Annotated in this window: 17 protein-coding genes and 1 pseudogene; 10 read left to right on the forward strand and 8 right to left on the reverse strand. The window is 39.6% G+C overall.

Annotation, left to right across the window (positions count from 1 at the left end; all coding sequences use genetic code 11):
* Positions 1-33 precede the first annotated feature (33 nt).
* On the forward strand, positions 34-834 hold the full coding sequence (locus tag AC0IWE_RS11370) for an SDR family NAD(P)-dependent oxidoreductase (protein ID WP_471793149.1): 801 nt from the start codon (positions 34-36) through the stop codon (positions 832-834).
* Positions 835-925: 91 nt separating this feature from the next.
* On the opposite strand, the gene AC0IWE_RS11375 is transcribed toward AC0IWE_RS11370, so the two are convergent.
* Complete coding sequence (locus tag AC0IWE_RS11375) at positions 926-1693, reverse strand: DUF72 domain-containing protein (RefSeq protein ID WP_471793150.1); 768 nt, start codon at positions 1691-1693, stop codon at positions 926-928.
* 52 nt (positions 1694-1745) lie between these two features.
* On the reverse strand, positions 1746-1928 hold the full coding sequence (locus AC0IWE_RS11380; protein WP_471793151.1) for a hypothetical protein: 183 nt from the start codon (positions 1926-1928) through the stop codon (positions 1746-1748).
* Positions 1929-2163: 235 nt separating this feature from the next.
* On the opposite strand from AC0IWE_RS11380, the gene AC0IWE_RS11385 reads away from it, so the two are divergent.
* From AC0IWE_RS11385 to AC0IWE_RS11405, 5 genes are all read left to right on the forward strand, one after another.
* Positions 2164-2676, forward strand: coding sequence for a hypothetical protein (locus AC0IWE_RS11385; RefSeq protein WP_471793152.1), 513 nt, complete (start codon positions 2164-2166; stop codon positions 2674-2676).
* On the forward strand, positions 2586-3203 hold the full coding sequence (locus tag AC0IWE_RS11390) for an SDR family oxidoreductase (RefSeq protein WP_471793153.1): 618 nt from the start codon (positions 2586-2588) through the stop codon (positions 3201-3203). Before AC0IWE_RS11385 ends, AC0IWE_RS11390 begins: the two co-directional genes overlap by 91 nt.
* A 201-nt stretch (positions 3204-3404) precedes the next feature.
* Positions 3405-3542: a hypothetical protein gene (locus AC0IWE_RS11395; protein ID WP_471793154.1), complete on the forward strand. Its 138-nt coding sequence runs from the start codon at positions 3405-3407 to the stop codon at positions 3540-3542.
* 1 nt (position 3543) lies between these two features.
* Entirely contained in the window at positions 3544-3684 is a 141-nt protein-coding gene (locus AC0IWE_RS11400; RefSeq protein WP_471793155.1) for a hypothetical protein, read from the forward strand.
* Positions 3685-3935: 251 nt separating this feature from the next.
* Positions 3936-4268 (forward strand): RNA polymerase sigma factor, encoded by a 333-nt coding sequence (locus AC0IWE_RS11405; protein ID WP_471793156.1) that lies wholly within the window; start codon positions 3936-3938, stop codon positions 4266-4268.
* A 7-nt stretch (positions 4269-4275) separates the two neighbouring features.
* Here AC0IWE_RS11405 and AC0IWE_RS11410 read toward each other — a convergent pair whose 3' ends face one another.
* Positions 4276-4590: a hypothetical protein gene (locus AC0IWE_RS11410; protein WP_471793157.1), complete on the reverse strand. Its 315-nt coding sequence runs from the start codon at positions 4588-4590 to the stop codon at positions 4276-4278.
* Between the two features lie 673 nt (positions 4591-5263).
* On the opposite strand from AC0IWE_RS11410, the gene AC0IWE_RS11415 reads away from it, so the two are divergent.
* A complete protein-coding gene (locus tag AC0IWE_RS11415; RefSeq protein WP_471793158.1) occupies positions 5264-5599 on the forward strand; it encodes a response regulator in 336 nt (111 codons plus the stop codon).
* A gap of 205 nt (positions 5600-5804) precedes the next feature.
* Positions 5805-5978 carry a hypothetical protein gene (locus tag AC0IWE_RS11420; RefSeq protein ID WP_471793159.1) on the forward strand — a complete coding sequence of 58 codons (174 nt, stop codon included), beginning with the start codon at positions 5805-5807 and terminating at the stop codon, positions 5976-5978.
* Between the two features lie 306 nt (positions 5979-6284).
* Here the strand turns inward: AC0IWE_RS11420 and AC0IWE_RS11425 are convergent, their stop codons facing one another.
* From AC0IWE_RS11425 to AC0IWE_RS11435, 3 genes are all read right to left on the reverse strand, one after another.
* Positions 6285-7580: an NAD(P)/FAD-dependent oxidoreductase gene (locus AC0IWE_RS11425; RefSeq protein WP_471793160.1), complete on the reverse strand. Its 1296-nt coding sequence runs from the start codon at positions 7578-7580 to the stop codon at positions 6285-6287.
* Positions 7581-7764: 184 nt separating this feature from the next.
* A complete protein-coding gene (locus AC0IWE_RS11430) occupies positions 7765-9444 on the reverse strand; it encodes an alpha-amylase family protein (RefSeq protein ID WP_471793161.1) in 1680 nt (559 codons plus the stop codon).
* Positions 9445-9479: 35 nt separating this feature from the next.
* Complete coding sequence (locus AC0IWE_RS11435) at positions 9480-9737, reverse strand: hypothetical protein (RefSeq protein WP_471793162.1); 258 nt, start codon at positions 9735-9737, stop codon at positions 9480-9482.
* A 339-nt stretch (positions 9738-10076) separates the two neighbouring features.
* Between AC0IWE_RS11435 and AC0IWE_RS11440 the strand changes: the two genes are divergently transcribed.
* Both AC0IWE_RS11440 and AC0IWE_RS11445 read left to right on the forward strand, forming a co-directional pair.
* The gene (locus tag AC0IWE_RS11440; protein ID WP_471793163.1) at positions 10077-10271 is read left to right on the forward strand and encodes a hypothetical protein; all 195 of its coding nucleotides are present in this window, start codon (positions 10077-10079) and stop codon (positions 10269-10271) included.
* 225 nt (positions 10272-10496) lie between these two features.
* Positions 10497-10967 (forward strand): BON domain-containing protein, encoded by a 471-nt coding sequence (locus tag AC0IWE_RS11445; protein ID WP_471793164.1) that lies wholly within the window; start codon positions 10497-10499, stop codon positions 10965-10967.
* Positions 10968-11049: 82 nt separating this feature from the next.
* Here the strand turns inward: AC0IWE_RS11445 and AC0IWE_RS11450 are convergent, their stop codons facing one another.
* Together AC0IWE_RS11450 and AC0IWE_RS11455 are read right to left on the reverse strand one after the other, a co-directional pair.
* A complete protein-coding gene (locus tag AC0IWE_RS11450) occupies positions 11050-11409 on the reverse strand; it encodes a hypothetical protein (RefSeq protein ID WP_471793165.1) in 360 nt (119 codons plus the stop codon).
* A gap of 661 nt (positions 11410-12070) precedes the next feature.
* Positions 12071-14264 (reverse strand): annotated as a pseudogene (locus AC0IWE_RS11455) (catalase).
* Positions 14265-14266: the final 2 nt, after the last annotated feature.

The following is a 14266-nucleotide window of genomic DNA, read 5'->3' on the forward strand; positions in this document are numbered from 1 at the left end:
GGCTATGTTGAATTAATAACTAATAAGGAAATTATGGATAGTCAAAAACATTTCGCGCTGATTACCGGCGCTACAAGCGGCATCGGCTTTGAGCTTGCCAAACTTTTTGCAAAGGATAACTTCAACCTAATTATTGTTGCCCGTGACCAGCAAAAACTCGAATCGACGACGGCAGTACTGGAACAGCAAGGTATTGAGGTAATTGCGATAAGTAAAGACCTGTTTCTACCAGGCGCAGCGGAAGAACTTTATGAACATATACAGGCATTGGGCTACCAGGTTGATGTATTGGTAAATGATGCAGGACAAGGCGTTTACGGCAAATTTATAGAAAATGACCTTAAACGTGAATTGGATATTATTCAACTGAACATTGCATCTTTGGTTACGTTGACAAAGCTTTTTGTGAAGGATATGGTAGCAAATGGAACAGGAAAAATTCTGAATCTTGCGTCAATTGCAAGTAAAGCTCCAGGGCCATACCAGGCGGTATATCATGGCACAAAAGCATTTGTGCATTCATTTAGTGAGGCCATCCGCAATGAATTGAAAGATACAGGTGTAAGCGTAACATCCCTTTTGCCAGGAGCTACTGATACAGATTTTTTCAGAAAAGCGGATATGCTGAATGCAAAAATTGTACAGGAAGGAGAACTTGCCGATCCACAAAAAGTTGCACAAGATGGCTACGATGCTTTATTGGCTGGCCAGGATATGGTGGTATCTGGTTTTAAAAATAAAGTACAAATTGCCCTTGGTAATGTTACGCCCGATAGTATACAAGCTACGCAAATGGAAAAAATGCAGGAACCTGTAGAACCTAAAAAAGATTAGCACAAGGAATTATAATACTAAATTAATTTTGTGAAATAAACTTCCATTCTGTTCAGGGGTGGAAGTTTATTGAAACATTTACCTGAGGAAATTAGGATAAAAAATCTCCTACAAATCGATTAAGTGTATTCAGGTTATCAATTGCACTCCCCATGGTATTGTTAAAATACACATAAACGGTTTTGTTTTCTGCAATCCATTCATTGATATATCCTGCATATTCCCAAAGCAAATCATCCTGGTAACTTCCCCTGTAATTACCACCCGGACCATGAAACCTTACATACCTGAAATCACTCTGTAAGGCATCAAATATGCCAGTTTCGTTTCCCTTATCATGAATAACCAGGCCGAAACCATGTTCTTGCAGATGATCTAAAACTTGCTGTATGTAAAGGGATTGATGGCGAAACTCGAATGCTATATTCCACCGCTTTTGGTCATTACAATCACTCAGCACGTCCATTAAACGCATTAACTGACCGAGTTGCGCAATCCTTACACTTGGTGGAAACTGTACCAAAATGGAGCCCTTTTTATCTCCAACATTAGAAATCACTTCCATAAACCTGTAAACATCGGATGGATCGAAGCCAAGTTGCGGATTATGGGTAATTCCTTTAAAAAGCTTAAACGTAAACCTGAAATCTTCCGGAACATCCTGCGCCCATTTTTTTATCGTTGAGGCCATTGGAATTTTATAAAAAGAACTATTGATTTCGATGCTGTTCATCAACGAAGCATAATAGCAAAGTCTTGATTTTTCTTTAAATTCTTCCGGGTAAAAAGCTTTATTGGGCACCGGGAGCAAAAGTCCGCTGGTACCAGTATAAAAGCTCTTGGTAAATTGGTTTGTCATAAGGATTATTAATCAATTGCTTTTGCAATTTTATCAATCTGTAAAAAGCTAATTAGCCATCAGCATCGCTACCTTCTGGAGTATTGGATTGCTCTTCATCTTTCTCTTTTGTACTTTCCCCAAACTCACCATTTTCATCATAAGCTTTATCAGCATCGCTACCCTCTAACTGCGAATCTGGAACTGGAAGAACCTTGTCTTCATCAGTTGTGTGTTTGTCTTTTTGTGTATCCATAATTTTAAAATAAAACCTTTTATATATAGGTTAACATTATAAATTGTCGAATTGTTCGGATAAACAGAAGCTACTACAGCTTCGAAAAATGCTGATAGCTATGTCTCCAATTAAGCATCTTAAGAAATAAAGCTAACCGGTTTGAGAAAGATCATCTGATAAACTTCTAAAAAAAACAAACCATCTAATTCCTGCTCTGGTTATATAAATACCTATAATAGATATCATTATGAACATGGAAAACAAAATTACAAGAAGAAAGGCTATTGGCGGCCTTAGCCTTGGGCTGGCGGGTATGGCCATATCGCCGAATTTAAGCGCCGCGACTTTAACTGAAGATAATACTTGGCCTGCTGCAGCACTGGAAGACCCGACAACAAAGTACCCTCGCCCGCCTTTTAACCACCAAAACCAACCATGGCCGGCATTGGCAAGCAAAATGGAGCCAAGACCAGATCATGGAGAAAACAGTTACAAAGGCTCGGGCAGGCTGATGGGTAGAAAAGCACTGATTACCGGTGGCGACTCAGGTATGGGTAGAGCAGCTGCAATTGCATATGCCAGGGAAGGTGCAGATGTTGCAATTGGTTACCTTCCGCAGGAAGAGCCTGATGCTAAAGAAGTTATAGAACTGATAAAAAAGCGGGACGTAAGGCTGTGGCTATCCCTGGGGATATCAGAAATGAAGATTTTTGCAAAAAAATGGTTGATACCGCTGTGGCGCAACTTGGTGGCCTTGATATATTGATCAGCAACGCAGCCAGGCAACAAAGTACTCCATCTCTTGCTGATTTAACGAGTGAACAGTTCGACTGGACGATTAAAACCAATATATATGCGCCATTCTGGATTATTAAAGCCGCATTACCGCATTTAAAACCTGGTTCATCTATCATTGGCACCACCTCTGTGCAGGCAACCGACCCCTCTCCTGACCTTTATGATTACGCGCAAACCAAAGCCGCCACCACAAATTTCGTAAAATCGCTGGCAAAACAGCTTGGTCCAAAAGGCATTAGGGTAAATGGTGTTGCTCCGGGCCCAATATGGACACCATTACAAATGGGTGGAGGTTCTACACCCGAAAAATTGAAAGAATTTGGTAAAGAAACACCACTGGGAAGGCCAGGCCAACCAGCAGAACTGGCATCTATTTATGTGCAAGCCTCCCTGCCGCAAATGACGCAAGTTTTTCTACCGGACAGATTTATGGCGCTGCTGGAGGAAGCGGACAACCTTAATTTCAAAAAAATATGGGAACAATACAAAACCTGATCGAAAAGAATGATGACTTAACTGTGCTTCAAATGTCGGTTAGCGGGTGTATTTGTTTTTATACTCGCATTTTTGCTCATCAGGATTTCAGGCCGGGAGATCTTTCGGCATGAAAGGCCCTGTTGATAACATTATTGCAATTTTACTAGGCGCAATTTTAAGCCGCGCCAGCTTGCGGGTGCTTCCGCACTTATACCAGTAATGGTAACCTGTTTTGTTGTGGTGCTCCTCGACCGGATCTGGGGTTGGCTGATCAGCAGCTATCCACCAGAATTGGAAAAATTTACCGAAGGCAAAAAAATCCTCCTTTATCACCAGGGAAAGTTTAAACGAAATTAAAATGAAACGTGCATTGATTTGCCGTTCTGATGTTATGCAAGAAGTTAGGAGCCTTCTGCACCAGGAAGATTTAAAACATGTTGACAGTATTTTTATGGAAAGAGATGGAAAAATCTCCATTATATTAAAATCTGAAAGCTGAACGAATCCCCTACACTATACTTTAAAACCTCAATTATCCATCTCTTTCCTGAAGACCATCTTATCTGTTTGCATTTTTGTTGGCCTGAAACAATGTTTAAATAGATGCATATACCGCATTAAATTAGCGATCCGTATGATTCTTCTCAGGTGATATGCGGTTTATACGTGAGCCACTGAAATAACCAAAACCACAATGCCAAATGGTATATGCTTTGAGGAAAGTTATTTACATCCTTAAACACTTTACCTATGACACAGTACGAATTTTCAAACAGCATCAATCTTCATGCAGGCGCCTTGCGTTCGCATGCATTAAAGTTTACCAATGATATTGATGACGCAAATGATCTGCTACAGGATACTTTGGTAAAGGCCACACGATTTGCCTCAAAATTTGACCAGGGAACCAATATCAAGGGCTGGCTTTTTCGTAATTATGCGCAACACGTTTATCAACAGTTACCGCAAACAGCAACGCCACAGGGAACGCGTTTTACAAGTGGAAGAAATCTCATCAGAGCAGCTTTGCACAAGCGCAACCACAAACCATGCAGAAAACAAATTTGCTTTGGAAGACATTAAAAATGCACTAAAAAAGCTCCCCACAACCTATTCGGTTCCCTTTATTAAATATTTTGAAGGCTATAAATACCAGAATACGGCGGTTGTGGTAACGGCCGACCAGCCATACCGAAGCAAGCTGAAAAACATTTGTTGCCAATGGCAGGGCAGCCAAAACGCCAATTTGTAGGCTATTAGCACCCAGTAACAGTGCCATTGAAACTAAAAATGTACCACTTGAAAAAACCGTCATCGCTTCTGCGGCCAAACCATCCCAAATCACTATTTTTAGTCCTTTGTTAACATCTTGTTCGCTCAGCGATTCTTTCGGTTTTAGCAACATAATAAATGGTTTAATCTTTAAAATGCCTTAAAAACAGCATTCTGGATCAACGAATGATAAAAAAGCTTATCTTTTTCCCTATTTTATCAGAATAAAATGAATTGAAACTCCATTTTATCACCTGTTTTTTAATTTCAAATGCATTTATCCTTGCAAAAAGATAAAATTTTGCCTTGGAGCCAGGATAAATTATTGTTTTAACTACAATTACATAAAGGTAATTTCAGGCAAATCATTAAACATGAGGATTCAAGCCTATTTTAAAAACGCATAATTGCTACAGGTAGTTTTATACTGTGTAGGTGCTTAAGTAAAAATTGGATTGAAGATTAGATTAATCGTACTTTCCACCGTAAAAAAACAGGTATTTATACTTATTCATTAAAGGGAAAATACCTTTAATACCATACAAATACCTTTTTTATGTTTTTCGCTCGTAATTGATTTTGCTTATGCATAAATTTATTCCTGTCTACAAAGTAACCGGAGAATAAGGTATTGTCAAAAATAATGAGGGGTCTAGAGGTAAGTGTTTTGCCTTGCGTTTTCCTCAAATGATGACTAAAAGCAGTTCCAATCGGCTATTTAAATACTTTACGCTCTAAAACATGCGGACAATAGCTTTATTTATACCATCCAAACAAAAAACTTATGTCAAAGATTCTTGTACTTGATGACGATCAGAGGCAATGCAGAAGCCATCCAAGCGGTTCTGGAAGACCAGTATTTTGAAGTACTAAGTATTGTTGATAGTGATGAACTAGAAAATTCGATAACAAGCTTTAAGCCAGACCTTATTGTAATGGACATTTTATTGAACAATGGCGACGGAAGAGAGCTCTGCAATTTAATAAAACATAAAAACGAAACGCAGAAAATCCCTATCCTGCTGATAACAGCGATGCTTGAAGCACAGGCAAAAAAAATTCCTAGTTTGGCCGACGGGATTATATTTAAACCATTTGATTATGCCAAACTTCACAGTAAGGTTCGTCACCTCATTGCCTGATAACCACACCAGAAATAAATCCGTTTACAGTTTATATAAAATTTAATTAATAAGTTGAGCTTCAGGGATGTTGTAGGGGTATAATCCAAAACTTCCCGGCTGATGATCATTTTAATAACCATTTTACCACACCCAATGGGTAAAACTATTTAAGGTTTTAATTTAAATGAAAAACATTGGCAGCGGTACTAAATAAATAAAACAGATGAGAAAAGGACAGGTCCTTGCCTACAATAAAACAGCTGGCGTTGGCTTAATTAATGATACCAACGATGAGCGAATTAAATTTTACGCTGATGGTTCTTCCCAAATTCCCTTAAGGGGTGATGAGGTTTCGTTTAAGATTGATCTCCGTAAAGGTTCATCCTGTTGCTATTGAAGTAGCTGTAATCGGCTCTTATGGAACATATAATCACATTAATATTGAATCAGCAGCAGCCACTAAATCGATTTAAATAATGGATTCAAAAATTACAAAAAGGAATTATAACGTTCAGAAAACAAGTACATTTACTGTTTAATTTGAGTATAAAACCACTTTAAATTAATGCTCTGATCTGTTAATTTTACAATATCAATTAAATCAACGGGACGATTTAGATTAAAACAGCCCTCCAGAAACGGAGGGCTTTTTATTTGTTTAAATTGCAGAAATGCGTTTTATAAATTGATTTTAATTGTGATCTTATTGCGCCCTCGGAGCCGTTTGTGCAGTGGGTTGACTGACATCTTTTGTTTGCGTATCTGGCCTTACAATGAGCCTAAGGGTTGGATCGTTAGTTAAAAAACTCCACAGCCAGTTGAAGGCAAGTTTTGCTTTGTTCCTGAACCCGGCAATAGGAATGATATGGATAAACAGCCACACCAGCCAGGCGAAAAATCCGCTAAAAAATCCTTTAGGAAGATCTACCACAGCCTTAAATTTGGCAATAATGGCCATAGAGCCTTTGTCGTTGTATTTAAAGGCATCCCATTTTTCATTTGTTTGCTTATTGAGGTTTTTACCGAGGAGGTTTCCCTGCTGAATGGCCACTTGAGCAAGTTGGGGATGGCCATTGGGAAAAGCCTGATCAGTGGTTTGGAAGCACTGATCGCCTATTGCATATACATCCTGAAGTTGATTTACCTTATTAAATTCATCAACAAGAATTCTTCTACCCTTGCCTAGCGATGTTTCCGGCACTCCATCAGCTTTCCTTGCAACCACACCAGATGCCCAGATCAGCGTTGAAGAAAAAATCTCCATTCCATCAGAAAGTGAAACCTTTTCGCCATCATAGTTTTGAACAAGCTTGCCGAGTAAAATTTCTACACCGAGCTTTCTTAACACCGAAATTGCTTCTTCCTGGCTTTTTTTGCTCATGGGTGCCAAAAGGGTGGGCAGCCCATCTACCAGGAAAATTTTTCCTGGCCAAACATCGGCTTCCGGGTAATCTTTACTGATCACATTTCGGCCCATTTCGGCAAGCATTCCTGCAAGTTCTACACCTGTGGGGCCACCGCCTGCAATAACAATATTGGAATACCTCACCCGATCTGCATGAGCTGTTGCCCGCACAGATTTTTCGAGTTGGAGCAAAACATGGTTTCTCAGTTCCAATGCATCATCAATAGTTTTCATTGGAAGCGCATACTTTTTAACCTGCTGATTACCAAAAAAGTTGGTTTCGGTACCCATAGCCAACACCAAAATGTCGTAATCCAATGTGCCGTTATCCGTAACTACCTTTTTTACAACCGGATCAATTCGCTGAAATTCTCCCATAAAAAAACGGATATTCTTGCCGTGGAACATCTTTCTGAAAGGATAACTGATATTTGATGATTCGATAAAGGCAGTACCTACCTGATATAAAAGCGGAGGAAAAAAATGGTAGTTGTTCCTATCAACCAGTATAATTTGATGCTCCGCATTTTTAGATAAGCGTTTGGCCAGATTCAGCCCGGCAAAACCGCCACCTATAATTACAATTCTTTTCATATTCATTTTTACTTAATAAGCAGGCTTAATTCTTGAAGAAATACAAGCCAAATCAATTTTCTTTCTCCCTTTTGTGATTTTTTTGCTTGCCGTTTTTAACAAAACATGCAATCACTCTATTCTATACTGGAATAAAGCTTTTTTTTATGTGCTTTGTTTCCAGCTAGCTTTTTTTATTAAAAAATCACTTTTTAAGCCACAATTGGCCATAAGCCGCAATTTTAATTTTTCCATTTTTTATGCTTTTTTGATTTCCAACAAGCACCTTTTCGGCTCCTGTGATGGGAATTTCTACTTCAGCCGCTTTATTCCCAAAATTATGCACCGTGATAATTTTACCGGATGGTGTTTGATACTCAATAGCCAGAATCGCATCGTTTTTAAGCTTGAGTATATGCCAATCTGTAGTGCCAATTTCGGGTAGGGATTTCCGTATGGCGATCAGCTTTTTGATAAAATTGAGCAAAGATTGATGATCTTTTAATTCAGCAGCAACATTCACTTTCTGATAGGCATAATCGCCCATTGAAATTACAGGTCTGAATGTTTTTTTAGCGGTACTAAACCCTGCGTTTTTTGTGCTGTCCCACTGCATTGGGGTACGTACCGATAATCTTTCGGCTAATGTAAGGTCATCTCCCATTCCAATTTCCTCTCCTGAGCGGATAACTGGCATGCCCGGCAATGAATACAGTATGCTGTAGGCCATTTTAATCTGTTCCATGTGATGTAACATTGGTGCCAAACGCCGCCTGATGCCCCGGTTGTAAAGCTGCATGTTTAACTCAGGACCGAATTTTTCGTAAACTTTGTTGCGTTGGGATTTGCTGAGTCTGCCAAGATCGATCTCATCATGGTTACGCAGAAAATAAGCCCATTGTGAGGGTAGCGGCTTTTGCCTGGTATCGTTTAAGGCATCTATCAAAGTTTCAGTTTTTCCTTCTGCCATGGAATAAAAAAGGTATTGATTGACATAAAAATTAAACATCATTTGTAACCGATTGCCCTTTTCACCGAAATAATCCAGATTTTCTTTTGGTGCAACATTCGCCTCTCCCAGCAATAAAGTTTGCTGATCAATAGATTTGGCACCGCTAACGATGGAATCCAATACGCCAAACATCTTTGCCGGATTTGCCGCACCAGACTCAGGTACATCAATAATAAAAGGAACTGCATCAAGCCTGAAACCCTTAATCCCTTTTGCCGACCAGTAACGGAACACTTTAACGGCTTCCTGTTGCACCTCTTTGTTCTGGTAGTTTAAGTCGGGCTGAAAATCATAAAAACGGTGAAAATAATAACGGTGCGCAATTTCGTCATAAGACCATGTTTCGCTTTGAAATCCTTCAAACACCATTCCTTTATCGAAATCTTTTGGTTTCTTTTTCGACCATACATATCGGTTACGGTATTTGCCACTACTATCAGCCCGTGCCATTTGATACCAGGGATGTTCGATGGAGGTGTGGTTGAGTACCATATCCATAATTATTTTGATATTGTGTTTTTTCGATGCGGAAATGAAAGCCTCGAAATCGGCCATGGTTCCCAATCTTGGATCAATGCCATAATAATCGCTCACATCATACCCATCATCTTTATCCGGCGTAGGTTGAAACGGTGAAAGCCAGATTACATCTACTCCCAATGTATCCAAATAGGGCAGTTTCTGAGTAAGCCCTTTAAAATCGCCGATCCCGTCACCGTCACTATCTTTAAAAATATCTACATCAAGGTTATATACAATACTATTGCGGTACCAAGCGTTGGGTACAGATGCAGAAGAATTTTTACCTTCCTGCTTGCAGGCTGCGATAGCAAAAAGGCAAACAAAGAGTGTTACAATGTACTTTAACCCCATCCTATGATGATTTTTAGTTACCATAATTGAATGTGTTAATTTTTTTGATTGCCTTTATTTCTTTTGCTTTTGTACGGAATCCGCCCTATGGTATCCTTTTTTGCAGGAATATTTTTCAAACTATCGCGCTTTGGCCATTTGGTAGCTTTTTTATTGTATTTATCCGAAGCTGGAACAGTTTTTTTAATCAATGTATCATTTGTACTGCGCTGTCGCGTTCCGGTTGGAACCTGGCAAAAACCTGAAGTGCAAAAACCTATTAGAACGATAAAAAAACAAATAAATTTAGCCATAACTGAAATTTTAATCCCCTATTTTACAGGGTTTACAACGAATATGTTTATTTAAAAAACCGATCTCCCGCAGCAATAGTTTTATGCAACTCCAATTATTAAGAGCATAACGATCGGTAATCTGCCGTATTCAGAGTTCCATATTCTGTGCTAAAGCTCATTGCAATACGGCATTATCACTAGCATAACAGCACTAAAGCCTGGGTAGTTTGGATGTAGAATACCGTTTAGTGCTACATTAAGTACGTGAATTTGTTTTATAAGGGAGCAAAATATACCTGAAAATAAAAATTACAAAACCGAGCTGCATTTCTGCCAGTTCCCTATTAAAAAAAGATCATGGAAAAACAGAGAAGTAGTGCGCAAAGGGATAAGATCTCCATAGCAGAACACATTGATGACAAACGCCAACGGTTGCATGTACCACCTGGCCAAACGACTTTCGTAGAACGGAGCCGAACTGGATTAATAGATGGGAAAATTGTTAACCTAAAATGGAAAGCGCCATCAAACGGAATAGCAGGCCTGTTATAGGCTGAATATTAATGTCATTTCGATGGAAGTTTACCGGTTATATTAGGTTGTTTATCGAAAAATCTTTAACCTTTCTGCAACATCGTTTAAAGATTTCTGATCTCCAATTTAAATCGGATTTTGCTTCAGTCGGGATGACAATTTTCTCTTGTATTTAGCTTTTAAGAGCAGTCTGTTATAATAATGATATTTACACACCAATTTATTATTCTCACAATCAAAAATATGAAACGCCACGCCATCCTTTACATTTTAGTATGCACCCTATTAATGGTTTCTTGCAACAGCTATGAAAAAGATAAGCAAATCAAGGCCGATCTTACCATAAAAGCCAAGGAAGATGTAAATTTCGCTGGTGTAAACTTTACTGTTAAAAACCGGGATGTAAAAATATGGGGTAACTGCCCCACTTATAAATCTAAAATGGCCATTCTTCAAAAGCTGGGTACTATCCATGTAATTAAACATATTGATGATCAACTGGCAATCGGACCACTTTATCTTGGTCAGGATCATGACCTGAAATTACTGGCAGATAGTTTATTGGCAAAGCACCCGGAATCATGGGCGGTTATAACAGATCAAAACGTAATTTTAAAGGGAAATGTAAAGGAAAAACAGCTTCCGAAGTTGTTGGAAGCGATTCATCAGCAAATTCCTGAACGTGCACTGATCAATCAGACAACGGTGAACTGAGCCGTTAAATGTATAAATTATGCTTTACGGCAAGTGATAAATATGGCATACATGCCTGAATAATGCTTGAATAGTTAAATTTTTAATTGAGCTCAATGCTTCCTTGCTTTTCTATATCATTTTTGCGCTCTTCTTGTTTTTTCATCGCCTGGTAAGCAATTGTTGCAAATATTGCAAATACGATATGGGCAGGAATACGCTGTAAATAAAAACGCTTGTAATTCATTAATGGACTTAAAGGATGCGCGGCAAATGTTGCTTTCCAGATGGCGATTCCGATCAGGCCGCTTGCCGCACCTAAAGTGAGTCCGCAGGTTGCGGTAGGTTTCAATTTTTTAGACTCCCAAAGCTTTACATAAACAGCTGAAAATGCAGCTCCCATTGCATAATGTGCTGCCCAGGCAGAAAGCGATCTTGCTTTTTTCTGGGATACAAGGGCCATGCGCCTGGTAATTCAACCTCTTAAACGTTCAGGCTCTCTTATTAAAATCCTGGCCTATTAACGACATTAGCGCACTTGAGGCAATGTCATCATCGTTGTTCCGGCAACACTACAAACTACTGTTTTAACAAAAGGATTTATCATATCTGCTAATGCTTATGTTCTACAAAATTTATTTCTTAACGCAGGTTTACATCATCAATGAGCAGTTATTCCATTTCCTGTTCGGCAAGCCCTTCAAGGAACGATCCCGATTTATATTCGAAATCTGCACGCTCACCTGATTCATTAATTACATAACTGGTGAAATCATGGGCTATAATACGCTCATTTTCTAACGACTTTTTAGCTAAAGAAGCATATTCCTGTGCATTCAGACCACTTTTAATTACATAATGTGGTTGCGCCTGTTTCGCTCCGAACAGTTTCGATTACTCCCGCTTCAAATTTTTCTGCTTCTTCTGCGGTTAATGGCTTGCTTGTTTCGTTAAATTCTGTCATTTCTCTTATTCATTAAGTATTTAATATTTTAATAACAGGTGCTACAAAGAATTTGTTCGTTTATAAAATGGATAATGAATGGAAAATAAGGACTTAAATTAACGCACAACCAAAAAAAACCGGGAGACGCCCGCTCATTAAAATACAATATATTGTACCGCTAAGCTGGCACTTTTCTTGGCACCTCACGATCCCAGAACCGGTGCATTGCAATCATTCGCGGAAATAAATCTGAAAGTGTAGAAAGGTTATCTGTTACAATTATACCTTCTCTCAACACCGTATCTTCTGAATATTCTGCAGGCAGTTTTTTGTAGAAATAACCTGCTTCGAGCACTTGTATGGCTGAGCTATCGGCAGCAATTGCCTTACAATGTTTAAATGCTTCATTTAAAAAATGAACAGCATTTGCTTCCGCTTCTAATGTGGCAGAACTGTTAACACCGCCCGGAAGATAAACTGCATCATACAATACTGATGCGGCTGTAAGGAAACTTTCATCAACCTGAATCAACTGATCTTCGGCAGAAATAATGTCGCCAAGTTTTGGAGCAATAATGTGTACAACAGCCCCTTTAGCAACAAGGCCATCTTTAATTTTGCTTAGCGATTTTCCATCTACACCATCAGCAGCCAGAATAGCTATTTTACGGGTAACGATAGAATCTTTAATGGTATCTGCCATGCTCAAAGCCTCCGATTTTGCAATACTTCCTTCTTTCTGTTCAGGCGTATAATCACCTGGCAAAGCATCAGCCGGAACACTTCCATTCAGTTCTTCGAGTGGAATTTCTGGTACATGCAGCCCTAGCGCATAGGCAATTGCTGCGGCTAAAGCCTTATCAACATGCGCCAATAAGCCTAGCATACGTTCGCGGATGGGTACCATTTTTACCTTGCCTAGCTCAAAGCTAAAGGCATCGATTAAGTGGTTTTTTTCTGCTTCAGACTGGCTGTTTAAAAACAATCTTGCCTGCGAAAAATGGTCGAAAAAGCTCCTGCTTCTCGCCCTTATTTTTTTGGCATCTATACGTTCGTTATAAGAAACAAAGCCTCCTTCTGATGCCTTTACCTGGGCGGGATCATTTGCGGCAATACCATTCGGGCCATAACTGGTTTTACCCCTGTTGATGGTTTGGCGCATATAACCATCACGTTGGTTATTATGAACAGGTACTACGGGGCGGTTAATCGGAATTTCATGAAAATTCGGTCCACCTAACCTGATTAGCTGGGTATCGGTATAAGAAAACAACCTGCCTTGTAAAAGCGGATCATTGGTAAAATCGATACCTTGCACTACATGCCCAACATGAAATGCCACTTGTTCGGTTTCTGCAAAAAAGTTGTCAGGATTTCGGTTCAGTGTCATTTTCCCGATGCGCTGCACTGGTACAAGTTCTTCGGGGATAATTTTGGTGGGGTCCAAAAGGTCAAAATCATATTTAAACTCATCCTCTTCTGGTACAATCTGCACACCAAGTTCCCATTCTGGAAAAGCGCCAGCTTCAATGGCATCCCATAAATCGCGACGGTGAAAATCGGGATCTTTTCCAGAAATATTCTGCGCCTCATCCCAAGCTACAGAATGCACACCAAGCAATGGTTTCCAGTGAAATTTAACAAAACTGGCTACCCCATCGGCATTAACAAACCTAAAGGTATGCACGCCAAATCCTTCCATCATTCGGTAACTGCGCGGAATTGCCCTATCACTCATCAACCACATAATCATGTGCGATGATTCTGGCATCAGCGAAATAAAATCCCAGAAAAGTATCATGTGCAGATGCTGCCTGCGGAATTTCATTATCCGGCTCGGGTTTTACCGCATGTACCAAATCAGGAAATTTCATCGCATCCTGGATAAAAAACACAGGCATATTGTTGCCTACAAGGTCAAAATTACCTTCCTGGGTGTAAAATTTTACTGCAAATCCCCTAACATCACGCGCTAGATCTGTTGATCCACGTGAACCTGCTACGGTAGAAAACCTTACAAATACAGGCGTTTCTGCACCTGGATCGCAAAGAAATGCTGCCTTGGTTAAAGATGACATATCTTCATATACTTTGAATACGCCATGGGCTGCCGATCCACGGGCATGCACAATGCGTTCAGGTATCCGTTCATGATCGAAGTGGGTGATTTTTTCGCGAAGGATAAAATCTTCTAACAATGTTGCTCCACGATCTCCGGCTTTAAGCGAGTTTTGATCGTCATTTATTTTAACACCATGGTTGGTCGTCATTTTTTGTGCAGTACCATCTGCAACAAATTCTTCCAACTTATTGGTTTTGTCGTTAACTGCCTGAGCGGGCTTACCGCTAGCTGGCGTTGTCTTTTTTGCCATTA

The sequence above is a fragment of the Pedobacter sp. AC402 genome (assembly GCF_979252805.1).